At 53.6% G+C, this 24,785-nt stretch carries 17 protein-coding genes; 10 read left to right on the forward strand and 7 right to left on the reverse strand.

The annotated features are described in order from the left end of the window. The first annotated feature begins 16 nt into the window (after positions 1-16). The 3 genes from SK3146_RS27710 (at position 17) to SK3146_RS27720 (ending at position 4,032) form a co-directional block, all read left to right on the forward strand. Positions 17-1,147 carry a glycoside hydrolase family 88 protein gene (locus SK3146_RS27710; RefSeq protein WP_249861804.1) on the forward strand — a complete coding sequence of 377 codons (1,131 nt, stop codon included), beginning with the start codon at positions 17-19 and terminating at the stop codon, positions 1,145-1,147. Between the two features lie 472 nt (positions 1,148-1,619). After that, on the forward strand, positions 1,620-2,678 hold the full coding sequence (locus tag SK3146_RS27715; protein ID WP_249861805.1) for an ABC transporter substrate-binding protein: 1,059 nt from the start codon (positions 1,620-1,622) through the stop codon (positions 2,676-2,678). 271 nt (positions 2,679-2,949) lie between these two features. Then, entirely contained in the window at positions 2,950-4,032 is a 1,083-nt protein-coding gene (locus SK3146_RS27720; protein WP_249861806.1) for a diguanylate cyclase, read from the forward strand. 163 nt (positions 4,033-4,195) lie between these two features. On the opposite strand, the gene SK3146_RS27725 is transcribed toward SK3146_RS27720, so the two are convergent. From SK3146_RS27725 to SK3146_RS27755, 7 genes are all read right to left on the reverse strand, one after another. Further along, a complete protein-coding gene (locus tag SK3146_RS27725) occupies positions 4,196-4,414 on the reverse strand; it encodes a hypothetical protein (protein ID WP_249861807.1) in 219 nt (72 codons plus the stop codon). A gap of 183 nt (positions 4,415-4,597) precedes the next feature. Beyond that, complete coding sequence (locus SK3146_RS27730) at positions 4,598-6,298, reverse strand: phospho-sugar mutase (RefSeq protein WP_249861808.1); 1,701 nt, start codon at positions 6,296-6,298, stop codon at positions 4,598-4,600. 29 nt (positions 6,299-6,327) lie between these two features. After that, positions 6,328-8,331 carry a glycoside hydrolase family 15 protein gene (locus SK3146_RS27735; protein ID WP_249861809.1) on the reverse strand — a complete coding sequence of 668 codons (2,004 nt, stop codon included), beginning with the start codon at positions 8,329-8,331 and terminating at the stop codon, positions 6,328-6,330. Between the two features lie 28 nt (positions 8,332-8,359). Next, entirely contained in the window at positions 8,360-9,478 is a 1,119-nt protein-coding gene (gene glgD, locus SK3146_RS27740; protein WP_375295475.1) for a glucose-1-phosphate adenylyltransferase subunit GlgD, read from the reverse strand. Next, positions 9,466-10,635, reverse strand: coding sequence for a glucose-1-phosphate adenylyltransferase (locus SK3146_RS27745; protein WP_249861810.1), 1,170 nt, complete (start codon positions 10,633-10,635; stop codon positions 9,466-9,468). Before SK3146_RS27745 ends, glgD begins: the two co-directional genes overlap by 13 nt. A 416-nt stretch (positions 10,636-11,051) precedes the next feature. Next, positions 11,052-11,858: a DUF6492 family protein gene (locus SK3146_RS27750; protein ID WP_249861811.1), complete on the reverse strand. Its 807-nt coding sequence runs from the start codon at positions 11,856-11,858 to the stop codon at positions 11,052-11,054. A gap of 20 nt (positions 11,859-11,878) precedes the next feature. Then, a complete protein-coding gene (locus SK3146_RS27755; RefSeq protein WP_249861812.1) occupies positions 11,879-12,901 on the reverse strand; it encodes a mannose-1-phosphate guanylyltransferase in 1,023 nt (340 codons plus the stop codon). Between the two features lie 73 nt (positions 12,902-12,974). On the opposite strand from SK3146_RS27755, the gene SK3146_RS27760 reads away from it, so the two are divergent. The 7 genes from SK3146_RS27760 to SK3146_RS27790 all read left to right on the forward strand — a co-directional run bounded on the left by SK3146_RS27760 (position 12,975) and on the right by SK3146_RS27790 (position 24,239). Further along, the gene (locus SK3146_RS27760) at positions 12,975-14,408 is read left to right on the forward strand and encodes a helix-turn-helix domain-containing protein (protein ID WP_249861813.1); all 1,434 of its coding nucleotides are present in this window, start codon (positions 12,975-12,977) and stop codon (positions 14,406-14,408) included. Between the two features lie 101 nt (positions 14,409-14,509). After that, complete coding sequence (locus SK3146_RS27765) at positions 14,510-16,783, forward strand: beta-glucosidase (RefSeq protein ID WP_249861814.1); 2,274 nt, start codon at positions 14,510-14,512, stop codon at positions 16,781-16,783. A 198-nt stretch (positions 16,784-16,981) separates the two neighbouring features. Continuing rightward, complete coding sequence (locus SK3146_RS27770; RefSeq protein ID WP_249861815.1) at positions 16,982-17,443, forward strand: hypothetical protein; 462 nt, start codon at positions 16,982-16,984, stop codon at positions 17,441-17,443. Positions 17,444-17,675: 232 nt separating this feature from the next. Then, positions 17,676-19,616: a heavy metal translocating P-type ATPase gene (locus tag SK3146_RS27775; protein ID WP_249861816.1), complete on the forward strand. Its 1,941-nt coding sequence runs from the start codon at positions 17,676-17,678 to the stop codon at positions 19,614-19,616. Between the two features lie 365 nt (positions 19,617-19,981). Next, the gene (locus tag SK3146_RS27780) at positions 19,982-20,149 is read left to right on the forward strand and encodes a hypothetical protein (protein WP_249861817.1); all 168 of its coding nucleotides are present in this window, start codon (positions 19,982-19,984) and stop codon (positions 20,147-20,149) included. 161 nt (positions 20,150-20,310) lie between these two features. Next, entirely contained in the window at positions 20,311-22,692 is a 2,382-nt protein-coding gene (locus SK3146_RS27785) for a helix-turn-helix domain-containing protein (protein WP_249861818.1), read from the forward strand. Positions 22,693-22,694: 2 nt separating this feature from the next. Further along, positions 22,695-24,239 carry an extracellular solute-binding protein gene (locus tag SK3146_RS27790; RefSeq protein WP_249861819.1) on the forward strand — a complete coding sequence of 515 codons (1,545 nt, stop codon included), beginning with the start codon at positions 22,695-22,697 and terminating at the stop codon, positions 24,237-24,239. Positions 24,240-24,785 lie beyond the last annotated feature (546 nt).

Below are 24,785 nucleotides of genomic sequence, written 5' to 3' on the forward strand. Positions count from 1 at the left end.
GGAGGAGAGACAGGACATGAGTATGTGGAAGCAAGCGATTGAAGATGCAGTGCAAAAGACAAGAGCGAACATTGAGAAATACGGGGATTTATTCCCTCATGTGAGCAACGACGGCAAATATTTGCTCAACGATAATGACGATTGGACGGACGGCTTCTGGTCCGGCATTTTGTGGCTGTGCTACGAATACTCCGGCGATCCGGTGTTCAAGCAAGCCGCTGAGAAGACGGTAGCAAGCTTCCGCAAGCGGATGGACGGCAAAGTCGCGATCGATCACCACGATATCGGCTTCTTGTACTCGCTGTCCTCCAAGGCGCAGTGGATTATCGAGCGCGACGAGGCTGCCAAGCAACTGACGCTGGAAGCGGCCGATTGGCTGATGACCCGGTGGAGAGAGAAAGGGCAATACATTCAGGCTTGGGGTCCCACAGGCGACCCGCAGAACGGCGGACGCATCATTATCGACTGCATGATGAACCTGCCGCTGCTTTATTGGGCGTACGAGCAAACGGGCAATGAAAAGTACCGCGACGTAGCTGTCATTCACGCGGACAAATCCCGCCGATTCCTGGTGCGCGGCGACGATTCCTCCTATCATACGTTCTACTTCGATCCGGAGACCGGTGAATCGATCCGGGGCGGCACGCATCAAGGCTACCAGGACGGCTCGACCTGGACCCGCGGACAAGCATGGGGAGTATACGGGTTCGCGCTCAGCTATCATTACACCAAAAACCCGCTGTACCTGGAAACCTCCAAACGGATGGCTCGCTACTTCCTGGAGCGTCTGCCGGAAGACGACGTCGTGTATTGGGATTTCAACGTGCCGGTGAACGATAAGACGGAGCGCGACAGCTCTGCGTCGGCGATTACGGCTGCGGGACTGATTGAACTCTTGTCTCATCTGAGCGCCGACGATCCGGACCGCGCGTTCCTCGAAGACGGCCTGCAGCGTTCGCTGAAAGGTCTTGTGAACGGCTACGCGACTATCGGCAAGCCGGATGCCGAAGGCTTCCTGGAGCACGGCTCCTACCATGTAAGAGGCAATAACGCGCCGGACGACTATATGATTTGGGGCGACTATTACTATCTGGAAGCATTGGTTCGACTGGAAAAAGGAATCAAAGGCTACTGGTACGAAAGATAAGCCTTGTTCTATACAAGCGGTTTAAAACCGCAGTGAAATAAGCGAGCGGCCGCTAGGCCGCTCTTTTTTCACCGCACCTCTATCGGAAGATGCTCTCGCATGTATAGTCAACGTTTTCACCATCCTTCGGTCGAGAGAAATTCGGAAAGCGCTTTCTCATTTGTTACACAATTGAAATATTTCTGTTATCGTTTTAACATGTTAGTTGTGTAATATAATTAACAAGACCCCCTTTTTAATATATAAACACTTTCAGACCTGGCCCCGTTGGCCGGGTCTCTTTTTTTGCCGTTAGGGAGATACTGCGTTTTTGCAAAGGAAAAAAGCATTGTCGCTGTTCCGGGGGAAGGGAAAGTGATTCCGTTCCGGCAAACATCGTCCAATTTAAGCATCTTTGCCTATTCCCATCGTTGCGAATCATCTTTATAATTATATGATAATGATTTTCAATATCAATGATGGAGGAGAAGCAATGTTTTACAGATTAAGAGACGCTTCGGCCGATCATGACGTACGGGGAAGGCAGTTTCGGGCTGCGGCGGGGATGATCGTTCTCCTGCTTTTCGTAATAATGACAAGCGCCTGCAGTAACAACGACAACGCGAAAGGAACGAGTGCAGGCTCGGAAGCGGCAGGTTTCCCGTCGGGGAACGGTTCGTCCACATCGGCGACGCAAACCATCGAGCACTTCTTCGGCAAGACGGAGGTGCCCGTCCATCCGCAGCGCGTTGCCGTGTTCGGACTGGAGGATCTCGCGCTGTCGCTTGGGGTTCCGATGGTATACGGGTACGATTTTGACGGGTATTATTTGGACGACCAGCTCAAAGCGCTTCACATCCCGCTGTCGGGCAGCGCGGATTTCAAGCCGAACCTGGAAGCGGTTCTGTCGGCGCAGCCGGATCTCATCATCGTTCAAAAAAATGCCATCGACCAAAGCGGCTACGACGAGCTGAGCAAGATCGCGCCGACGATCGCGTTCGGGCCTGAGGACTGGAAGTCGTCGATCGTCGCGATCGGCAAGGCAACCGGCTCGGAAGACAAGGCGAAGGCTATCATCCAAAGCTACGACGACAAGCTGAAGAAGGCCAAGGACGCCATCGTCTCGGCGGCAGGCCCCGATAAAACAATTTTGTTCATGCGTCCGTCGGAAAAAGACCTTCAGGTGTTCTTTCCCAGCTTTAATCATCTGATCTACGACAATCTGGGTCTGAAGCCCGACACCAGTATCGCCGCATTTCAGAAGGCGTCGCCCGACGAATGGGGAATCAACACTTCGCTCGAGAAGCTGCCTTCGATCACCGCGGATTATGTGTTTGCCATCTACGGCGGATCGATCAGCTCGGCGAAGGATTTCGCCGAAGCGAGCGAAGCCTCGAAGGAAATCGAGAAGCTGCAGGTTTGGAAGGCGATGCCGGCGGTCAAGCAAAATCATGTGTTCAAGGTGTCCGCCAGACACTGGATGTCCTCCGGTCCGATCGCCGAAGGCAGGGTAGTGGATGACGTAGTGGCGGCCGTTACCGGCAAGAAATAGCGGATTTGCAGCGCATGCAGCGACGCCGGGCCGTTTTCGAGGAAGCGGTCCGATATAAAATATTAATAAATGATCATAAGGGTATAACTCCAAGTTATATCCTTATTTAATTTGCTATTTTTATGGTAATTATGCTCGACCTGCAAGCAGGAAACAATTCTCTTATCCCGAATTTGAATATATAAAAACTCTGGAGGATCGTATCCCGAGACAACCAAACTACAAAAAAGGGTGAGAGTAAATGAGCTTCGTTGAAACGGTTCCTCCACTAATGGCTAATTTCGCTACTGTCACCGCTTACCTGTTATTGACAAACCGATTTTTGCTCAAGAAAAGCGCTGTTGAAACCGCATCTTCACTGTTCACCAAGTTCAAAATAGGATTTGTGCACGGGATACTCGGTATCGTGCTGATGATTTTCACTGTGCATGTTCATGGAGCTACACTTGATTTTAGGCAGCTTGCGGTCATCTTATCGGGGGTGTACGGCGGACTGGCATCCTCGCTGATTACTGGAGTTATGATGTTTGCCGTAAAATTAGTTGCCTTCGGCTCCTTGATCGCACCATCCGAGCCTGCCGCCATAAATATTATTTTCATCGCTGCAGGCGTCGGAATGATTTGCGAAAAAGTTAAAGGCTATTGGCCCAAATGGATATACTCGCTGCTGCTCAGTGTTCTGCTGACAGGTTTTTTTTATAGCGGCAAGCTTGTCGGCAGCAGAAATGATCTTGCCCTTATTTATTTCCCGATGATGGTGTTCGGCGGGGCCGTTACCGCCTACTTCACGGAGCTGCAAATGAAAGTGAAAACGCATGTTCATCGATTGGAACTTGAGTCCAGTGTGGATTTCCTCACGGGGCTGCATAATCATCGTATGTTCGATTCGATCTATCATCAAAAACAAAGACAAGCTGTGGAAAAAGGGGCTAGTTTGTCGATAGCTATCATTGACGTCGACTATTTCAAGAAAGTCAACGATTCATATGGTCATGCGAACGGGGATGCAGTGCTGGTGCAGTTGGGCGCGATTTTGAAAGCATCCTCCCGTTCGGACGATACGATATCAAGGCTGGGCGGAGAAGAGTTTTCCGTATTGATGTACGACACGCCGAACAAGGACGCGCTGCGCATTGCGGAGAGAATAAGAGTTACCGTCAAAAATCATTTGTTTGTGTTAAACGATGGAGAGAAGATCCATATTACGGTTTCGATCGGCGTTGCAACCTATCCGGATACAAGCCATGAGAAGTTGGCCAAGGAAGCGGATAAAGCGCTCTATCGAGCCAAAGAACAGGGTAGAGATAGGGTTTGTTCGAACCTGTCGGAGAGCGGCGAAGTAAACCATGCATAAAATTACGCATAAGCTTAGGCTTAGGCAACAGAAGGCGGATAGTTGGGAGGAGCTGTCCAGGAGATGAAGCCTGTCAGCGGGGAAGATTCATTGCGGCGGCTGCTGCGGCATAGCGGATGACATTCGGTATATCGTCGCAAGGAATGGAATGGAAGCCGGGGTCTTACTGCTGCTTCGAACCGCTTACGGTTCCATTCGGCGTCATGACGACAATCGTCCCGTCGGCGACTTGAATGACTTCCCCGCCGATGTTTCCGGCAATTTGCATGGCAAGGAGATACTCCTGATAAACTTGATACACTATGACGAAGTCGACGCCCTCAACCATATGGACGCCCAGGGCGCAGGGGAGCTCAGCGGCTTTCGTGTAAACGGTTATCATACGCCACCTCCAATATTGACCTCATGTAGAAATAGAGTCATCCTTGAGCAGCGCGTAAACACATCCTACTTAAGTTATGTTCATCGGTGACACCGCAGAACGATCCCTCTGATTCTGATTCAGAGGGGGAACGAGCCTGGCGCGAATGGCCAGGCTCGTTGTTTTGAACGATTCGGAACGGGATTAATCGATTTGTTTCATCACGGCATGGGCAAGCCGGTCGACGGAAGCGGCGGACAATGCGTCCGTCTGACCGCGAACGGCGAAATAAACTTTCAGCTTCGGTTCCGTACCCGAGGGACGAAGGCAGAACCAAGAATCGTCCTCCAATGTATATTTCAGCACATTTTCTGCAGGCAATCCGTACAAGCCTTGCGCAAAATCTTCGATCTTATCGACGCGCAGCCCGTTCAGCCTTTGCGGCGGAGCGGAACGCCAGTCGGTCATGATTCGCCGGATTTGTTCCACTCCGTCTTTCCCCCTCAAAGTACGGGATTCGAGCTTTTCAAGGAAATATCCGTGACGTTCATAAAGCTCCTGCAGCACATCATGCAGCGTTTTGCCTTGATGCTTGTAATAAGCCGCCGCTTCGCATATGAGCATGGACGCGACAACGGCGTCCTTGTCCCGGGCATAGGTGCCGGCCAGGAACCCGTAGCTTTCCTCATACCCGAATAAAAAACGGTCGGTTCCCGAGCGTTCATATTGAGTCATTTTTTCGCCGATGTATTTGAACCCTGTCAGCGTATTGACGACCTTGATGCCGTAAGCTCCGGCGATAGCGGTGCCTAGTTCGCTCGTGACGATGGATTTGACGATAACGCCGTTGCGGGGAAGCTGCCCGCGTTCTTTTAAATTGGATAATAAATAATGGATCATGATGGCGCCGGTCTGGTTTCCGGTAAGGACGCAGTAATCGCCGTTTGCATGTTTCACTACGGCGCCCATACGATCGCAATCGGGATCGGTGCCGATGATGATATCGGCCTCTGCAGCTTCCGCTTTACGAATGGCAAGCGCAAAAGCCTCCTTTTCTTCGGGGTTCGGCGACTTGACCGTTGAGAAGTTGGCATCGGGATGTTCCTGCTCGGGAACGACCTGTACCTGCTCGAAGCCAACGGCGGAAAGGGTGGCCCGCACTAACCGATTTCCGGCGCCGTGCAGAGGGGTGTAAACAATGCGGAAATCTCTGCAGGCGCTTCGGATCAGCTCGGAATGAAGGCTCACGGAGGATACTTCTTGAATATAGGCGCGATCCAGTTCCTGACCGATCCACTCCAGCAGACCGCTTTCTTCCGCATCAAGGCGCGAGCATCTATGGATATCCGAGAACGATCGGACTCCGCGAATTTCTTCAATCACTTGATCCGCTTGATCGGGGACCAGTTGGCCGCCGTCTTGTCCATAGACCTTGTAGCCGTTATATTCCGGCGGATTATGGCTTGCGGTAATCACTACGCCCGCATCGGCATTCAAATGCCGGACGGCGTACGACAGCTCCGGCGTGGGACGAAGGGAATCGAACACATAGGCTTTGATCCCGTTGCCGGCCAAGACGGATGCCGTTTCCAATGCAAACTCGGGCGATTGGTTACGCGAGTCGTAGGCGATGACGGCCGATAGCGGGGGAGTTCCGGATTTCAATAGAAACCGGGCGAGCCCTTGCGTAACGCGCGCCACAGTATAGGCATTCATCCGGTTGGTCCCCGCTCCGACGATTCCGCGAATTCCTCCGGTACCGAACTCCAAATCGCAATAAAAACGATCTTCGATTTCGCCGGGCCGATCGGAAATAGATAGCAGCTCGGAGCGGGTTGCCGCATCCATAGCCGGATCGTTCAACCACAGCTCGAACCTTTCCCGAGCGTTTGTTGGACCGCTCATTCAAACCAGCTCCTTGTACATCGTTATTTTTATATGGCCGTTCCGCCTGAAGCGTATAATGTTTCCTGAACGTGCTGCAGCTGGCGATATTTTTCCGTATATTTGACCACGGTCATCACCAACGTGGAATGAGACCAAGTTAGGGGAGCTACCGAAAGAGGTTCTCCTGATAACGGGTGGATCTGTTCGGGGAGCACGCCGCTCTCCATCGCTTGTTGACAAACCCAAAGCAGCGTTGCTAACGGTTCCCTCAGATCGTGAAGCGACTGCGCCTTGGCGATGTTCCATTCCGCTATCCAAAGCGTGCTGATGAGCCACGGGTTGCCGGGAATTTGCTCAAGATCGTCGGAAATTTTAAAATAATAATCTCCTTCATAACGGGCATATCCGCCCACGTTTGTGCGTACACATAACTTTTGCTGAATCGCCTCCATCGTGCGGATAACTCTCGGGTCGTCGGCGGGAAGCACTCCGAAGGCGAAGAGCGAATACATGCTGCTTTCCACAGTGTAATCTTTTTCTATTTCACCGTTATTCCGTACGTATATTCCCCGCAAAAAGCGTCCGGACGCTTCGTCGTACAAATGGCGCAGCATCGCTTCCTTGATTTGATTGGCCGACGTATGATACCGCGTATAGCGCTTCTCATCTCCGAATAATTTGGCAAAATGGGCCGCCGCCTGCAACCCGGCGAATACGGCTGAACAAGTGAAGGTGAAGATGCCGCAGCGCTCTTCCCATAAATCATAGCTGGGCAAAGGCAGGTTAAGCTCGTGATGAACATATTTTTGCATGAAGCTTGCAGCCGGGCGGATCAAGGAGGCGTACAGCTCCTGGCAGTACTCGATTTGCCCGCTTTTCGTATAAAATTCCCATAACGAATATAAAACAAGGGCGGTTTCATCCTCCTGGATCGGCAGCTGCAGCTCCCCGCTGTAAATAAAAGGATGCCAGCTTGAACCCGTAGAGCCGTCCGGGTTATACTTGTGCAGCAAATACCCGTCTTTGGTTAATACGTCGCTGCAAAATTTGTAGAAGCTGGCTACGGTTCCGTCATAACCGGCCATCGACATGGCCAGAGCGACAAGAGCGCCGTCACGCGGCCACATGTAGCTGTAGTGATCGCGGTTGAACTGCAAAATATCGGTATCGTTGGCGGCGATAATGGCGCCTTGCCGGTCCATTTGCGTTTTGACGATCAGCAAGCTTTTTTTGTACAGGTCGATCACTTCCGATGGAAGATCGGCGAAATCTTGCCGCTCCTTGTTGACCCAGCCTTGCCAGTATACTTCAACCCGCTTCAATAATTGCTCCGCATCGTTCTCTACGACGTAATGGTTCAGCTTGCGTACCTCCGAATACTTCTCGCCCACGCACAGCCAGTAATACATCGTCTGCTCTTCGTCAGGCTGAAGCAGCAGCCGGAAGGAGATCGTGCTATCCACCGACCCTTGAGCAATGGCATTGCCGCCAAGCACTCCATCCTCGGCGTCTCTCCACGTTCCTTCGGCATGGTTGAACCGTTTGATGCCGATGCTGTATTGATAAATTCCTTGTTCGGGCGTTTTACCGTTCGCCAGAATGTATACGTTTCGCTTATAATGGTACACAGCGTTCAGTCTGGGATCGTACACGGCGGTGTCGCCGACTTCCGTTTCATTGATTGTAAAGTCATGATGGAAAAACAGACGGACCTCGCGAGCTTCCGAATGCCGGTTTCGGACGGACACTTTCTTTAAATAAATGTTGTCCCGCTGATGGATGCCGTCTTCGATCCGCACCTCCACCCGCAGCCTGTCGTTGTTGGCAAAAATATCGGTGACCAGAGACTCGGGGCGATAACGCAGCCGGCGCTGCCATACATCTTCGTCCAGCCAGTTAAACAACCCGCTTGCCCATACGCCCATTTTGCAAAAATGACCGCCTACATGATTGAGCTGCCCTACGAACGGGTAATAGAGGTCTCTTAAGCGCAGCTTGTCGTCAAAGTTGATCAAGATTTTTCCGTTGCCGATCACTAATGGTCTGGGCATTTCTCCACGTTCCTTTGCTATATCAAGTTTATATGATGCTCTTTTTTGAGAAAACCGTGGGCGACATCTCATCGCCTTCGAGCCGGTTCCCGCTTGTCACATGCACTTCTTTATCGAGAATGACGTGATCCAAATATGTATGAGGTTCGACGACGCATTTCTGCATCAGGATGCTGTTTTTGACAACCGCTCCTTTGGCGATTTTCACCCCCCGAAATAAAATGCTGTTTTCCACGGTTCCCTCAATGATGCATCCGTTCGCTATCAGCGAATTGGTTGCGGAAGCGTCTGCGGTATAGATGGCCGGCGGTTCGTCCTTGACTTTGGTGTAAATCAATCCCGGCTGGAGAAAAAGCGATTTCCATACTTCCGGTTTCAGCAGTTCCTTGCTGTACTTGTAATAATTTTGCACGGAATTGATAATGGCCAAATACCCTTTGTACTCGTAACCGTAAACTTTTAACGTGTCCAGATTGCGGATGATGACATGACGCACCAGATCGTAGTAATTATGGTGAACGCTTTGTTTGACCAAATCGACGAGAAGGTCTTTTTTGATCACGATCATTCGCATATATACTTTATTGCTTCGAGCCGCCGTTTGGTTCTCCGTCATGCGTTGGACCCGGCCGTCTTCGGCCAAATCCACCGTAATCAGGTTGGTGAAATCCTCGCTGCCCTCATTCATTTCCTTGTAAATGACGGTGATGTCCGCACCGGTCCTTTGATGGCTCTCCACCGCATCGGCATAGTTGATGTTGCAGAGCATATGGCTGCTCGAGACGACGACGAATTCCTCGCTGCTATAGGCAAAATAGTCGAGAGAGCTGTAAAAATTTTGCAAATCGCCGTTAAAACCGGGAAATTGATTGTTGGAAGGCAAAATGAAAAGTCCCCGGTGTCTGCGATCCAAATCCCATTCTTTTCCCGAGCCGAGATGGTCGTTGATAGACCGGTAACTATTGTGGGCGAGAACGGCCACATTGCTAATTCCCGAATTCACCAGGTTCGATAACACAAAATCAATCAGTCGGTATCGGCCTCCGAACGGGACGGTCGCCGTTGCGCGCGAGTAGGTAAGCTCATGCAAGAGAGGCTGATTGATGCTTAGATTGATGACTCCTAACACATTGTTCAATTGAAACACTCCTTCCCCTGGTCTTCATAAGAGGTAACGATCATGTTCTCTCCGATTAAAGTAATAGGGGTCGAATCATCCGGGTCTCCGACATGCGCGCCGTCTTCGATGACGGTGCCCGAGCCGATGATAGATCGATGGATCGTGACATTTTCCCCGATTCGTGTATGGGGCATGATGACCGAGTCTTTGATGCTGCTGCCTTTGCCGACATGAACGCCGTAAAACAGGACGGAATGATCGACATTCCCGTAAACCGTGCAACCTTCATTGACCAAAGTGCGGGTGACTTTGGCGGCGGATGCGATATATTGCGGAGGCTGGTGCGGGTTTTGGGCGTAAATCCGCCACTTGTGATCGTGAAGCGAAAACGGAGCATTTTCCGATAAGAGATCCATATGCGCTTCCCACAGGCTGTTGACGGTTCCGACGTCTTTCCAGTATCCGTTGAACCGGTAGGCGAAAATCCGCAAACCGTCGTCCAGCATCGAAGGGATGATGTCTTTGCCGAAATCGTTATGGGAAGCGGGATTTTGCTCGTCGGAGATTAAGTACTGCTTCAGAACATCCCAGGAAAAAATATATATTCCCATGGAAGCAAGATTGCTTTTCGGCTGTTGAGGCTTTTCCTCAAACTCGGTGATCAGGCCGTTTTCGTCCACTCTCGTGATGCCGAACCGGCTTGCCTCCTTCATCGGCACTTCCAATACCGCAATGGTGGCGTCCGCTTTCGTTTCCTTGTGACGCTGCAGCATCATGGCATAATTCATTTTATAGATGTGATCGCCGGATATGACCAGCACGTACTCGGGATTATATTGCTCGAGAAAATGAATGTTTTGGTAAATGGCATGGGCCGTTCCTTTATACCAGCTGCCGCCTTTTTGCTCCATGAACGGGGGGAGCACGGTGACGCCTCCGTTTTTGCGATCCAAATCCCAGCAGCTTCCGATGCCGATATACGCATTCAGTACTGTCGGCTGATACTGCGTCAGGACTCCAACCGTATCAATCCCTGAGTTGCTGCAATTGCTTAATGAAAAATCGATAATGCGGTACTTGCCGCCGAAGGGAACGGCAGGTTTCGCCAGATTTGTGGTCAGATGACCGAGTCTTTTTCCCTCGCCGCCCGCGAGCAGCATCGCTACGCACTCTTTCTTTGGCATAGGCTCACTCCCTTAAATTTGACATTGCCGATAAGAATTGTTTTATTTATCTGAATTTTCAGTTAATTTAATCGACACTCACCTCCTTTATTGCAGACCATAGGAAATAACCGCATTTGTCAACCAAGCCAGCCGCTGCATTTCCCCTATAACGGGGGCCAAAGGATTAGGTGAAACTTGTATTGAAAACGCATTCATGTCTGTGATGTAAAAACATAATACCTTGGTTAAGCAGCACTGTCAATATTTGTATCGATTTTCAAAACTTTCGAGCCTCCGGCCGTGCAAAGCGACCGGGTACGCTCGTAATGGACGACATGCCTGCGCGGTTGCCGGTATGTAAATAACGGATTTCAATCGTATGTAAGCGAAGCAAGGACCGCTCGGGAGGAAGCGGTCCTTGTCCTGTATGCCCGTTATGAACGCCGTTTCGGCAGCCGCAGCGAATATCCCTTTCGCTTGTGAAACGAAAGCGAGCGGTAGCGGGACGCAAGCCGACCGAGTTTGGCCTTGGAAAGGGCCGAAGGGGAAGAGGACAGGCTTTTGTTCAGCGCGGGCAGCATGCGTACGCGATTCGACTCGTTCGTATAGACGTAGTTGCCGTAGGTCTCGAATTCGGAAAAGCCAAACTGCTTGGTGCGGTCGACGGATTTTAAAATCGCTTTGTACCATGCGGTACCGTGCCTGCTCTGAATGGTATTTTTGAGCGATTGCAGCTTCACTTTATCGAACATCATATAGTGGGCTACGAACGAACGGGGGCGGGGGGCTTTCTTGCCGAGCAGCCTCCGGTAGGAAGCGAAATATTCAGGCTGGCTCCAGCCTCGGCAGTAAAATACGGACTTTCCGCCGACCCGGAACCGATGCGGCCGGATCATGACGGTATCGGCATCGATAACCAGATAGTAGCGCTGCTCCGTCACTGAACTGCTTCCGAGCTTAAGCAGCTGTTGATACAGCCAGCCGGATCTTTCCCAACGTTTGGACCGGTAGGCAATCTGATCTTTTCGCAGCGGCAGTACGCTGTTCTCATGCACGAAGCGGCAGTGTTTGCGCCGGCATACATCCTTGATTCGGGGACTGTCCGGCGAAACGACGAAGATGTTTCCGATGGGATGCTTCACATGCTTGCGGACGCTGTCGATCACATAGGGAAGCGTGGCCAGATCTTTAGGGATGGCGGGAATGACGATGTCTATTTTTATGTCACGGTTTGCGGACAAATAAATGCACTCCTTTGTGTTTATTTACGGGAGGACAACCAGCTCTTCAGCCGAGGCTCCTCGGATTTGGGACATATGAGCAACCCGCTGGAGGTAGAGGCCACGATCAGATCGTTGACCCCGATAATAAGGGCGGGCCCCCCCTCTACGTAGACGATATTGCCGGCCGAGCGGATGAGTTCGGCGTCGCCCCGGATCGCGTTACCGTCGTTGTCAAGCGCCGTATGGCGCGGCAGTGAGGTCCAGGAACCGACATCGTCCCAGCCGCATTCAACCGGAATGCAGTAGATCTTCTCCGCTCGTTCCATCACGGCGTGATCGATGGACAGCTTCGGCATGCCGGCATAAGCGGCAGCAGGATCATGCGGATGGCGGGTCAGACAGTCCCAGATTGCCGGTTCGTGCAGTTCGATGGAGCGCCTCAGCGTCGCAGGGCGAGCGACGATAATCCCGCTGTTCCAGTACACGTTCGGATCGGAGATCAATTCCCGGGCCCGTTCCGCGGAAGGTTTCTCCACAAACCGGGCGACTTGGCGCGTTTCAGCCGGAACTGCATCCGCCGCCGCTGCTGCAGAAGTGAGCAGATAGCCGTAGCTGGTATCGGGTCTGGTCGGCATGATGCCAAGAGTGACGATCGCGTCAAGCGTCAAGGCGGTTTTCTCCGCCGCCGTCAATGACGTTAGCAGCACCTCCTTGTCCCCTACATACTGGTCGGAAGGGATGAAGGCAACGGGTTCGTCGTCTCCGGCTTGTAGAAACCGGAAAGCGGCCAACGCAACGCAGGCGGCGGTATCCTTCTGCTCCGGCTCGACGATCAGCATATGCGGCGGGATGTCCGGAAGCTGCTGCCTGGCTATCGGCAAATAGCGCTGCGGCAGGGCGATAAACAGGCGGGATGAAGGCACAAAGCCGCGGAAACGATCTACGGTTTCTTGGATCAAAGACTGTTCCGACAGGAAAGGCAGAAATTGCTTGGGCAAATCATCCGCGCTGCGCGGCCAAATGCGCGTTCCTTTTCCGCCGGCCATAATGACAATTTTCAATTGAAGTGCACCCCCCGCTTACGTTTACTATCCGATACGGAAACATATGGAATCGAATTGATTTATTTATGCTATGTTATTCGCTAAGGAGAAGCGGGTGTGGACGTATCACCGGCATCATCGGCTCAATAGACATAAGCCTTTAACGAACCGCCAAGCCTCGGGCCGGGGCCGTGTACAGAACGGAGACGCTTATGTTAAAATGCGGGGGAAAGGCCATGACAACGACGGACCGAAGGTCGAGGTAAACCGAATGGAACCGCTATGGGATATGAACAAGCTTTCTAACGTTTGCAGCCTATTGAACGATAATTTCGAGTTTCCCGTTTATTATCTAAGTCCGAGCCCTCGAATCGAGCTCGTTTACGGGCAGGGACAGGCGAATCCGATGTTTCGCGGCAAGCATGAAGAGCTTCTCGGCAGCTTGACCGCCGGCGGAGGCTCGGCGGAAGCGCCTTTACTGCGGGAGACCGGGACGCTGGAGCATTATATCGAAGTCCGGTTGACGGACAAGGACGAATATGCGGGCAGCCTTATGGCCGGGCCGATTCTAACCGCTCCCGTGCCGGAGGATGTCATCAACGGATTGATGCAGGATTACGGCTGGCCGGATGCCGACTCCTTACGGCAGCATTATCGGCGGATTGCCGTGATGAGCAGAATGAAGCTGCTTCATGCGGGAGCGCTTATTTATTATTTCGTGTACGGCCGCAAGGTAGATACCGCCGACATCGTGCGGGTGAATCATGCGCTGCAAATGCGGGCGGCGCTGGCCGGGAACATCGATTTGCATGTGTCGCATCGTTTGTTCAACAGGACGTTTCATCACGACACGATTTTCGAAAAACGGATGCTGCAGTTGATTAAGGACGGCCGCACCGATGAGCTTATGGTTGAATTTTCCAGCATCTTGACCGAGGAAGGGCTCGGCATTTTGGCGAAAAAAAGCTACGTCCGAAACGAGAAAAATTTAAGCATAGCCGCGATTGCGCTTGCTACCCGGGCGGCGATGGAAGGAGGCCTTCAACCGGAGGTCGCCTATACGATGAGCGATTTGTACATTCAGCATATCGAGGAGCTGACGGGCGCCAGGGAAGTTCGGAACGCGCTGCAGGAGGCATTGCTCGATTTCGCCGCCAAAGTGAAGGAGAACCGGGAAGATCATGTCTCAAGCACGATAGCCCGATGCAAGCATTACATCTTTATGCACTTGTACGAGGGCATTTCGCTGCGGGAGCTGTCCCGGTGGGCGGATCGGAGTCCGGGTTATGTGTCGAAGCTGTTTAAACAAGAAACCGGACTGGCCGTGAGCGAATATATTCAAATGAAACGCATTGAGGAAGCCAAAAAGCTGCTGACGTTAACGGAATATTCCTTGTCCGATATTTGTGCGAGGCTCAATTTTAACGATCAGAGCTACTTTACGAAGGTGTTCAAAAAAGTGACAGGGGTTACGCCTCTGCAATTTAGAAAAGACCCGAAGGCCGCAAAAGAAGCTAAGCGATAAAAGTACCAAAAATAACGTTATTGTACAATAAAATCCCGAAACCGCTTTCTATAATGGAACTATGAAAGCGGTTATTTTTTTTGCGGGAGGAGAACGATTGTATGGAACGCGATTGGAAGGAACTTATCGCCCGGATGACGCTGGAGGAGAAAGCCGGCATGTGCTCGGGGCTTGATTTTTGGCACTTGAAGGGCGTGGAGCGCCTCGGCATCCCTTCGATTATGATTACGGACGGCCCGCACGGCCTGCGCAAGCAGCGTGAAGGGGCGGATCATCTCGGGCTGTTGGACAGCGTGCCCGCCACTTGCTTCCCGTCGGCCGCCGGTCTGGCCAGCTCCTGGGATCAAGATTTGGTTCGCCGCGTCGGCGTGGCGCTGGGCGAGGAATGTCAAGCGGAGCAGGTTGCGGTGCTGCTCGGACCCGGGGCCAATATTAAGCGTTCTCCGCTATGCGGCAGAAACTTCGAATATTTCTCCGAGGACCCGTATTTATCGTCGGAGATGGCGGCCGGCCATATTCGAGGCGTGCAGAGCCAAGGCGTCGGCACGTCGCTGAAGCATTTTGCCGTCAACAATCAGGAGCACCGGAGAATGACGACGAACGCGGTGGTCGACGAGCGGACGCTGCGCGAAATTTATTTGGCCAGCTTCGAAGGGGCCGTGAAGAAGGCGCAGCCTTGGACCGTGATGTGCTCGTACAATCAGGTGAACGGCACGTTCGCTTCGGAGAATGTCAAGCTGCTGACGGATATTTTGAAGGACGAGTGGGGGCATGAAGGCTTCGTCGTATCGGATTGGGGCGCGGTCAACCGGCGCGACGATGCGCTGGCTGCCGGTCTGGAGCTGGAAATGCCGGCCAGCAACGGCGTGGGAGAACGCAGGATCGTCGAGGCGGTCGCAAGCGGCAAGCTGTCCGAAGAAGCGCTGGATCGGGCCGTGGAGCGGCTGCTACGGATTATTTTCATGGCTGTCGATCAGCAGAAAGAGAATGCGGCTTACGATCAGGCGGCTCATCATGCCTTGGCCCGAGAAGTGGCGAGCGAGAGCATGGTGCTGCTGAAAAACGACGGGCCTCTGCTGCCGCTGTCCGCATCATCCAGTGTGGCCGTCATCGGGGCGTTCGCGCAGTCGCCGAGATATCAGGGCGGGGGAAGCTCTCACATCGTGCCGACGATGCTCGACAATCCGGTAGAGGAAATGAAGAAGCTCGCCGGTCATCCGTCGCATATATCGTATGCGCAGGGGTACCGTCTGGACAGCGATGCGCTCGACGAGGAGCTGATCGCCGAAGCGCAGCGGGCGGCAAGCGCAGCGCAGGCCGCGGTCGTGTTCGCCGGGCTGCCGGACCGGTATGAATCGGAAGCGTACGACCGCAGTCATCTGAATTTGCCGGAGAACCAGATCAGGCTGATTGAAGCCGTCGCGCAGGTGCAGAGCAATATCGTCGTCGTTCTCCTTAACGGGGCTCCCGTCGTCATGCCTTGGATCGATAAGGTTAAGGCGGTGCTGGAGGGTTATCTCGGCGGGCAAGCGGCCGGCGGCGCTATCGCGGACCTTATATACGGGGTGGCCAACCCTTCCGGCAAATTGGCCGAAACGTTCCCTGTCAAATTAAGCGACAATCCGTCTTATTTGAACTTCCCGGGCGAAGGCGACCGGGTCGAATACCGGGAAGGCATCTTCGTCGGCTACCGTTATTACGACAAAAAACAAATTCAGCCGTTATTCCCGTTCGGCTACGGGCTGAGCTACACTTCGTTCGAATACGGCGAGCTTACGCTCGGCAGCCGAGAGATGAAGGATACGGAGACGCTGGATGTCGCCGTCGCGGTTAGGAATACCGGGAGCCGCCCGGGGAAAGAAATTGTGCAGCTGTATGTCCGGGATGTCGAGAGCACGGTCATTCGCCCCGACAAAGAGCTGAAGGCTTTTGCCAAGATCGAGCTGCAGCCGGGAGAACAAGGAACCGTATCGTTCACGCTGGATAAACGCGCCTTTGCCTATTACAACGTCGAGCTCGGCGATTGGCATGTGGAAAGCGGGCAGTTCATGATATTGATCGGTACATCCTCGCAAAATATCGTTCTGGAAGAGCAGCTTACGGTTCACTCGACCGTGACGCTCAAGAAGACGTATACGCTCAATTCAACCGTAGGAGACCTTATGCAAGATCCGGCAAGCTCGCAGAAGATCGGCGCGCTTCTGCAGCAATTCGGCCAAGCGAGCGGCCTGATGAGCATGGCGCAGGATGAGAGCCATTCGGAAATGCTGATGGCGATGATGAGATATATGCCGCTGAGAAGCTTGCTGGCGTTCGGCGGCGGAGCCGTCGGCGAAGAACAGCTGGAGCGGCTGCTGGCGGACATTAACGGCTGAAGCGGCAGGTGAGCGGTCCAACGTCGAATACAAGCGGGAAAAGCCTGAGCAATCGGGCTTTTTCTTGTTGGCGGCCGAGGCGAAAGCGGATGAGCAAGAGCTCCTTGAGTAACTCAATCAAAGGATCATGCGCTTGCCGGCTCTGCTGTTATCGATTGTTTTCATGAGAAGCTTCATAAAGAAAACTCACATACGGCGATGATCGAACGTTATCCTCTTCCCAAGCAAGGAAGATTTTTGTACGATGTTGAAGGCTTTCATTTTAAAAATTATGAGGAATATGTAGCGTATAACGAGAAGCCCGAGGCGCTGCGTACGCAAATTCTTTGCTCTTTATACGATAAATTTGATTTTCCTATTACTATAGGATATGCGGGAATTAAAGACAGCCAGTTTAAACTGCTTCCTTTTTTTAATCATCTGTTAAATTTTAGTTTTACTGCGCACAGCACTTCTGAGGTTAAGCCTGTTACCGGCCTGATTAAGGGCGTCCCGAAGGAAAAAGCGAAAGATTTTCTTGTCGGTCATCGCGTACGGCAAGATGGAAAGGAACAATACGTTATTCTGACTCCCTTTTTTGGAAATGGGCAAATCAGCAATAATGACCTTAATGTCATAGCGACTTGGGTTGACTTTCTAAGTAAGAAGCTGCAACTGTAATGGAAGCGGTCTGCAGATGAACTGCCAGAACATGACAGGAGCCCATTTACTTTTTTCTCATTGTAGATTATAATAATTCTAAAGAAGAACTTTCCTTACGGCAACTTAATTGAATAAGGTCAAAACGAGAATCATTCTCGATTATACATGCTGCTCCCTAACAAGGAGCAGCATGTGGCATTTTAAGGGAAGTAATAATGGGATTCATTCTCAATGAGAAGGAGTGATAGCAATGATTTCATCCGTACAATCTGCAGAACACGCTAAAGAACAAAAGCTGCAATCACAGCAAGCCCGGCCGACCGGAGAATTAATCGCCTGGATTCAAAGATACGGGGAAGGCATGGCGGCGTTAGCCAGCGGGATTTTTATCGCGGCCGCATGGGGGATCTCGGGTACTTCACATACATGGGAGGTTATTCTTTATTTGACCGCCTTTATCGTCGGCGGCTTCGTCAAAGCGAAGGAAGGGCTGCAAACGCTGATCGAAGAGCGGGATCTCGACGTCAACCTGCTGATGATCGTAGCGGCGATCGGGGCCGCCAGCATCGGTTATTGGGCGGAGGGAGCGGTGCTTATCTTTATATTCTCCCTTAGCGGAGTGCTGGAAAGCTATACGATGGAACGGAGCCGCCGCGACATTTCATCGCTGATGGAGCTGAAGCCTGAGATGGCGGTGCTGTACCATGACGGAGAGGAACGGGCGGTTTCGATCGAGGAGCTGAAGCTCGGAGACATCGTCCTGGTCAAACCGGGGGAACGCATCCCGGCCGACGGCCTCATTACCGAAGGAGCCTCCGCCGTGAACCAAGCTGCAATTACCGGTGAATCGATTCCGGTGGATAAAGCGGCGGGAGACGAAGTGTTCGCCGGAACGCTGAACGGGGAAGGGGCGCTGTTCATTGAGGTGAGCCAGCCGAGCGAATCGACGCTGTTCGCCAAAATCATTCGCCTCGTGCAGGAAGCGCAAAGCGAAAAACCGGCCACGCAGCGGTTCATCGAACGGTTCGAGCGGATTTATGCGAGAGTGATTATTGTGCTGTCGTTTCTGCTGATCGTCGTTCCGCCGTTCCTGCTTGCCTGGACATGGCAGCAGTCGTTTTACAAAGCGATGGTGTTTCTGGTCGTCGCCTCGCCTTGCGCATTGGTCGCTTCGATCATGCCGGCTATGCTATCGGCCGTCTCGAACAGCGCCAGAAAAGGCGTATTGTTCAAAGGCGGCGCGCATTTGGAAAATCTCGCCCGCACCAAAGTCGTAGCCTTCGATAAAACCGGGACGTTGACGACCGGAACTCCGGTTGTAACGGATTTGATCCCGTTTCAAGGATATGATAAGAACGAGATGCTGCAGGCTGCCGCGTCGCTGGAAAGCTTGTCGGAGCATCCGCTGGCCAAAGCGATCGTGCTGCGCGCGCAGGAGGAAGGGCTGACGCTGCAGCGTCCGACGGAATTTACGACCCGCACCGGCTGGGGGGTTCAAGCGCAGTGGAAAGGGGATACTTGGAAGATAGGGAAACCCGCCTTCCTGGAGGAGCAGCTTGCTACGGAACAAGTAACGGAGACTATCGGACGGCTGGAACGCGAAGGCAAAACCGTCACCGTCATTCACAATTCGCGCGGCGCCGTCGGCGTCATCGCGCTGCGGGACCGGCTTCGCCCCGAGGCGGTGCTGACGATTGCCGCGCTGAAGAAGCAGGGCGTCAAGGTCGCCATGCTGACGGGCGATCAGCGGCAAACCGCCGAGACGATCGCCAAGGAAGCGGGAATCGATATCGTGTACGCCGAGCTGCTGCCCGAAGACAAGGTAGCCCGGGTCAAAGAACTTAGAGAAGCCTACGGCTTTGTCGCTATGGTCGGGGACGGAGTGAATGACGCTCCTGCATTGGCTACGGCTACTGTCGGAATCGCGATGGGAACGGCGGGTAGCGATGCGGCGCTCGAAACGGCGAATGTGGTGCTGTTGAGCGACGATATGGAGAAAATTCCGGAGGCGATTTTGCTCGGCAGACGGACGGCGTCCATCGTCAAACAAAATATGATTTTTGCGCTGTCGGTGATTCTGCTGCTGATTACGGCTAATTTTATTCAAGGGATTCCGCTTCCGCTGGGCGTGGTCGGACACGAGGGAAGCACGATTCTTGTTATTGTTAACGGATTGCGTCTATTGAGATAAATGACGAACCAGTGAACCCGGACCCTGCGCTTAAGCGACGGCGGGGTCTGATCATTGGTCCGATCGGTTCGTATAGGACATAGCCGGGCGGGCAAGAGGGCGCAAGGACATGTCTGCTGCTTTCGTCCTATTCCGGATTCTTCGATCATAGTCCATGGAGGTGAAAATGCAGAAGGCTCCGAGCCCTACGAGAAGCAAAGTGGTAACAGGAAGCAGTAAACTCATTGTCGCAACTCCTCGGTCATAATAATGAGAACAATTATCATTATTATAACCGATTTTGGCGAATGAGCAACTCTTTTTCGCAACAAACAAGGAAAGATACATATTCTACTAAAACCTAAAGAAAGCGGAGGTACGAACGTATGGATACGGTGAATCATATTTTGGAAGAGATCGATCGGAGGATCAAGGAGCTGCAAGAGATGGAGGACGAGCATCGAAGAAAGCATAATACGAACGAGCGGATTCACGCCAAGACGAGACGCGAGGAGCTGGAGAGGCTGAGGAGCGTTATTCTCGGCGAGGCATAGACTGCGGACGCCGGGCGGTTGACGCTCTCCGGCAGTCCGCTTTTTTTCGTGCCGTTTCGGTTCGGTGCCTTCCGATCGCCCGGTTTATGTTATAATGTGGGGTACGAAGCGGGAAGCCGCTTTCAAGGCTGCCTGAACAAAGGGTGAACGTAGAGAGCGCGATGAAAACACAACCGAACCGCTATTATGCCAGATGGGTATGGCTGATCTTTATTATGAGCGCGCTGCCGGTTATTTTGCTGGGCCTGTTTTCTTACGGCAAATCGTCCGGCGTCGTCCGGGAGCAGATGAACAAGGAAACGGCGTTAAGCTTGCAGCAAACGCAGATGAACGTAGAGCATTCTCTGAAGGTGGTCGATCAGGCGGCGACTCATTTTCTCGGGTCCAAAATTATTCAAACGGCGCTCAACGAGCCGCTGCGCCCGGATCAGTTCCAGATGTATGCGCAGGTGAAGACCGAGCTTAGCAGCTTGCAGCGTCTCGATACCGGGATTGACGATATTCAGGTATGGAGCAAATCGGGTAATTGGCTGATCAATAATGAAGGGCTGTACCGGCTCGACAGCTGGCTGGCCAGCCATGCGCCGGAGGAGCTGCCCGAGCCTGCCGCCCCTTCCGAATGGGATGCAGGCGCCGTGAAAGCTTCGTCAAGTCCCGCAACAGGCGAGGACCGGGCAATATGGGCCGAGCCTTCGAATGAAAGCGCTGCCTCCGGGACGGCCGACGATTTTTGCGGGATCGACGTTCGTTTGCTGAAACGGCTTCCGCTCACCGCATATCGAGGCTCCGGGGCGGCGCTGATCCGGATTCCGGCCTGCGGCTTAAGCAGGTTAATTTCCGTTAACGCCGACCATGAAGCCGTATTAATGTACGATCGGGAAGGGCGCATGCTGATCAAGAAAGGGGTGGCGCTGGACGATATGGAGCGGTCGCTGCGGCAGTCGGTATTGAAGCTTCCCCGGCAGTCGGGGCAGTACGACACGAGCATGGACCGCCGGTCGTTTACGGTTACCTACCGCCAGTCCGATTATAACGGCTGGACCTACGTATCCGTCGTTCCGCTGGATCAGCTAACGCGTTCCTCCCGCGAAATCGGCTGGTTTACTTTGTATATTTGCGCCGGATTGCTGCTGCTGTCCATTATGGCGTCTCTGCTCTGGTCGAGGCGGCTGTACCGCCCGATCGCCCAAATCTATAAAGAAGTGCTGTCGCAAATCGGCGTGGCGGCGCCCCGGAAGCCGCTGGATGAAATTCAGATGATCGGAGAGCAGGTGCATACGCTGTTCGATGCCAAGAAACGGCTGGAAAGCAGGCTGGAAGGGCAAACCGGGCTGCTGCGCACGTTTGTGATGGTCAAGCTGTTTCTCTTCGGGATGAAGGAGGGGGAGATCGCCGAACGGATGGAGAGCCTCGGGATGCGGCAAAATTTTTCCCGTTTTTGCGTGCTTGCGCTGCAGCTCGGCGCTCTGGACAACACCCGCTTCACCGGGAAGGACATCGACCTTCTGCTGTTTGCCGTAAACAACATGGCCGAGGAGCTTATTGCCGAGGAGCGCAGGCTGCAGCCGATTGTGCTCGGAAGAACGCAGGCTACGGTGCTGACCGGCAACGACGTCTCCGACGAGCGGCTGCTGTCCGACGCTTTCGCTGCGGCTCGGCTTATGCGGCAAACGGCGGCCGAGGTTCTCGGCCTGGAAGTGCATATCGGCATCAGCTTGTCGTATCGGCGACTGCCGGATGTTCCGCGCGCTTATGAAGAAGCGGTCGAGGCGGCCAAAAGACATGCCGTTTTCGGAGAGGAAGGCATCGGCTGCTTTGCGGACTTGGGGGAAAATTTGACGCTGCACTATGCGTATCCGTTCGCGCTGCAATCGGAGCTGTTCGACGCGGTAAAGCTGGCCGACCGGGAGCGGGCTCGCCCGCTTCTTGCCGAAATGCTCCGGCAAATCGAAGAAAGCAGCCCGAACGCCCACGACATGCAGTATCATGCGGTGCGGCTGCTCATGAATGTGCTCGGCCTTGCGAGCGGCGTCGCCAGGCAGGCGATTCCGATGCCGCGGCAGCAGGCGCTGCTTGACGAGCTGTTTCAGCTGAGCTTGCCCGAATCCGGGGAAGCCTGGTTTATGGAGCAGCTCATCGAGCCTGTGATCGCCGGGATCGAAGGGCAGACGGAGGTTCGGCACCGCGTTCTGGTCAAGCAGATGGTCGAGATGGTTCACGCCGAGTTCGATACCGATTTGACCATCGATACGTGCGCGGACCGCCTTCATTATAACGCCAGCTATTTGGGCACGCTGTTTCGCAAGAGCATGGACGTCGCCTTCAGCGTTTATTTGGCCCAGTACCGCCATCATATCGCGCTGGCATGGCTTAAGGAGACGGACATGCCGGTCAAAGAAATCGCCGAGCGGCTGCGCTACAACAACTCGCAAAACTTCATCCGCTCCTTCCGGAAAACGGAGGGCGTCAGCCCCGGGAAATTCCGCGAATCGGCGCGGGAGGCGGATGAACAGACCAGCAGAGAAGCGTCCATAGGGGGATAAACATGCGGAAGAACAGTCATATCGTCCGGGCGATTACGGGGCTTGGCATCGTCTGGCTGCTCGCGGCGGCGTCCGGCTGCGCGTTATCTCCGCCGGGTCAGGCGCAGAGCGGAGAGAGCGGCGAAGCGGAGCCGCCCGCGCCCGAGATCAGCATGATGCTCGTCCTGAATCAGGAGGAGCCCCCGCAGGATACGATCCTGCAACAGCTGCAAGCTATGACGAAGACGAAGCTGTCGATCGCATGGGTGCCGGACAATATTTATACCGACAAAATGGCGGCGGCCATCGCTGCGGGGACGCTGCCCAAGGCGATGCAGGTCAAGGCGGTCGACGTGAAGCATCCGTCCGTCATCAACGGAGTGCGCTCCGGCTTGTTTTGGGAAATCGGGCCGTATTTGAAGGAGTATCCGCTGATCAGCCGGTATATGAACCCGGTCATTGCCGACAATGCGGCGTATTACGGTAAAACGTACGGCATTTACTGGGAGCGCCCGCAATCGAGACAGGGCATTCAATACCGCAAGGACTGGCTGGATCGGCTCGGACTTGCGCCTCCGCGCAGCATCGACGATATATACGAGGTGCTGAAGGCGTTCACGCACCGCGATCCGGACGGCAACGGCCGGCAGGACACGTACGGCCTGATCGACCGCGGAGACCTTGTGTACGGCGCTTTTAAGAACATCGCCTCCTACTTCGGCGCTCCGAACAATTGGGGGCTGACGGACGGCGGCCTGGTCCCGGATTTCATGACGCCCGAATACGCGCAGGCGATGAAATTTATGAAGAAGCTGTACGAGGAAAAGCTGATCAACCCCGATTTTACCGTGACGAGCAAGACGCAGCAGGAAGAGCGCTTCGCTCAAGGAGAGGCAGGCATGATGATCAGCAATGTGGTAGCTTCCTCCATGCAGTACCGGATTCAGAAGCTTAATCCGGAAGCGGTCGTAGACATCGCCAACCGGATTCAAGGGCCGAAGGGCGAGCGGATTTGGGGCGGAGGCGGCTTCGGCGGGTTGTTTCTGTTCCCGAAAGCAAGCATTAAAACCGAGGCCGAGCTTCGCGGTGTGCTCGCATTTTTCAATAACCTGCTGGCCGAGGATGTCAATAATTTGCTCACCTACGGAATCGAAGGCCGCCATTATCAGCTGAACGGCGGCCGCGGAACGGTGAAAATTTTCCCGGATACCCAGACTTTGCGGGAGCGGGAGGTCGAGCCGTACGCCAATGCGCTGCGGACGTTCGATATCCGGTATTTGCAGCTTGAAGAAACCAGCGAGATGCAGAGCAAGATTCAGAGCATGATCCAGGACAACGCCGAGATCGCGGTTCAGGACCCGACGGCGGCTTTATTCTCCGAGACGCAGGCGGAGAAAGGCGCGGAGCTGCAGACGATCATATCGGACGCGACTTATATGTATATTTTAGGAAAAATCGACGAGCAGGGCTTCGCGAAGGAAGTCGAGGCTTGGCGGCGAGGCGGCGGCGACCGGATTATCGCCGAATTGAACGGCGAATATGCTCAATTGAAACAGACGAAGCGATAAAGTTAAATCGATACGATCCCCCCTGAAGGCGAAGCGCCTTAAGGGGGGATTTGTATTTTTCCGGACGGCATATCCGCGGTTGGCGGGAGACGGCGGGGGGAGCGCATCTCCGTCAGGTTGAAATCGGCATATGATCTGTAACGCACCGCGGCGTCGGATAATCATCCATGTTCCTGCGAGATGATTATAGCGGGGAAATGCGAGGGGCCGCATAATGGGAGGCGAAGCGGACAAGTCCGGCCTGTCCCCGTTCTTCTGCGAGGAAAGCGTCCGGAGCCGTTCACTTGCCCCAAATGTCATAAAAGGAGTGGGAATGCGCGAGAGGAAGTTGCTGCAGCAAAAATATCGTTATACTGAAGGAGGCACAAAGACAACATGATCAAAAGCAGAATCTTCAAATCGATGCGGGTGATGCTCTGTCTTTTACTGGCGGCATCGTATATTCCGTTATTGAACTTGCCGGAGGCGGAGGCGGCTTCTCTGCCGGTCGGCTGGAGCAGCTTAAGCTATAACGGGTCGTCGGGAACAGCCGTCTACGATAGCAAG

The sequence above is a fragment of the Paenibacillus konkukensis genome (genome assembly GCF_023523925.1).
Lineage (GTDB): Bacteria > Bacillota > Bacilli > Paenibacillales > NBRC-103111 > Paenibacillus_S > Paenibacillus_S doosanensis.

Excerpts from the sequence above, each read along its gene's own strand:
- SK3146_RS27785 (WP_249861818.1), top strand. The coding sequence starts at position 20,311 with ATGAAAACACAACCGAACCGCTATTATGCCAGATGGGTATGGCTGATC.
- SK3146_RS27715 (WP_249861805.1), top strand. The coding sequence starts at position 1,620 with ATGTTTTACAGATTAAGAGACGCTTCGGCCGATCATGACGTACGGGGA.
- SK3146_RS27735 (WP_249861809.1), bottom strand. The coding sequence starts at position 8,331 with ATGCCCAGACCATTAGTGATCGGCAACGGAAAAATCTTGATCAACTTT.
- SK3146_RS27770 (WP_249861815.1), top strand. The coding sequence starts at position 16,982 with ATGATCGAACGTTATCCTCTTCCCAAGCAAGGAAGATTTTTGTACGAT.
- SK3146_RS27790 (WP_249861819.1), top strand. The coding sequence starts at position 22,695 with ATGCGGAAGAACAGTCATATCGTCCGGGCGATTACGGGGCTTGGCATC.
- SK3146_RS27710 (WP_249861804.1), top strand. The coding sequence starts at position 17 with ATGAGTATGTGGAAGCAAGCGATTGAAGATGCAGTGCAAAAGACAAGA.
- SK3146_RS27775 (WP_249861816.1), top strand. The coding sequence starts at position 17,676 with ATGATTTCATCCGTACAATCTGCAGAACACGCTAAAGAACAAAAGCTG.
- SK3146_RS27780 (WP_249861817.1), top strand. The coding sequence starts at position 19,982 with ATGGATACGGTGAATCATATTTTGGAAGAGATCGATCGGAGGATCAAG.
- SK3146_RS27765 (WP_249861814.1), top strand. The coding sequence starts at position 14,510 with ATGGAACGCGATTGGAAGGAACTTATCGCCCGGATGACGCTGGAGGAG.
- SK3146_RS27760 (WP_249861813.1), top strand. The coding sequence starts at position 12,975 with ATGTTATTCGCTAAGGAGAAGCGGGTGTGGACGTATCACCGGCATCAT.
- SK3146_RS27745 (WP_249861810.1), bottom strand. The coding sequence starts at position 10,635 with ATGCCAAAGAAAGAGTGCGTAGCGATGCTGCTCGCGGGCGGCGAGGGA.
- SK3146_RS27720 (WP_249861806.1), top strand. The coding sequence starts at position 2,950 with ATGGCTAATTTCGCTACTGTCACCGCTTACCTGTTATTGACAAACCGA.
- SK3146_RS27725 (WP_249861807.1), bottom strand. The coding sequence starts at position 4,414 with ATGATAACCGTTTACACGAAAGCCGCTGAGCTCCCCTGCGCCCTGGGC.
- SK3146_RS27730 (WP_249861808.1), bottom strand. The coding sequence starts at position 6,298 with ATGAGCGGTCCAACAAACGCTCGGGAAAGGTTCGAGCTGTGGTTGAAC.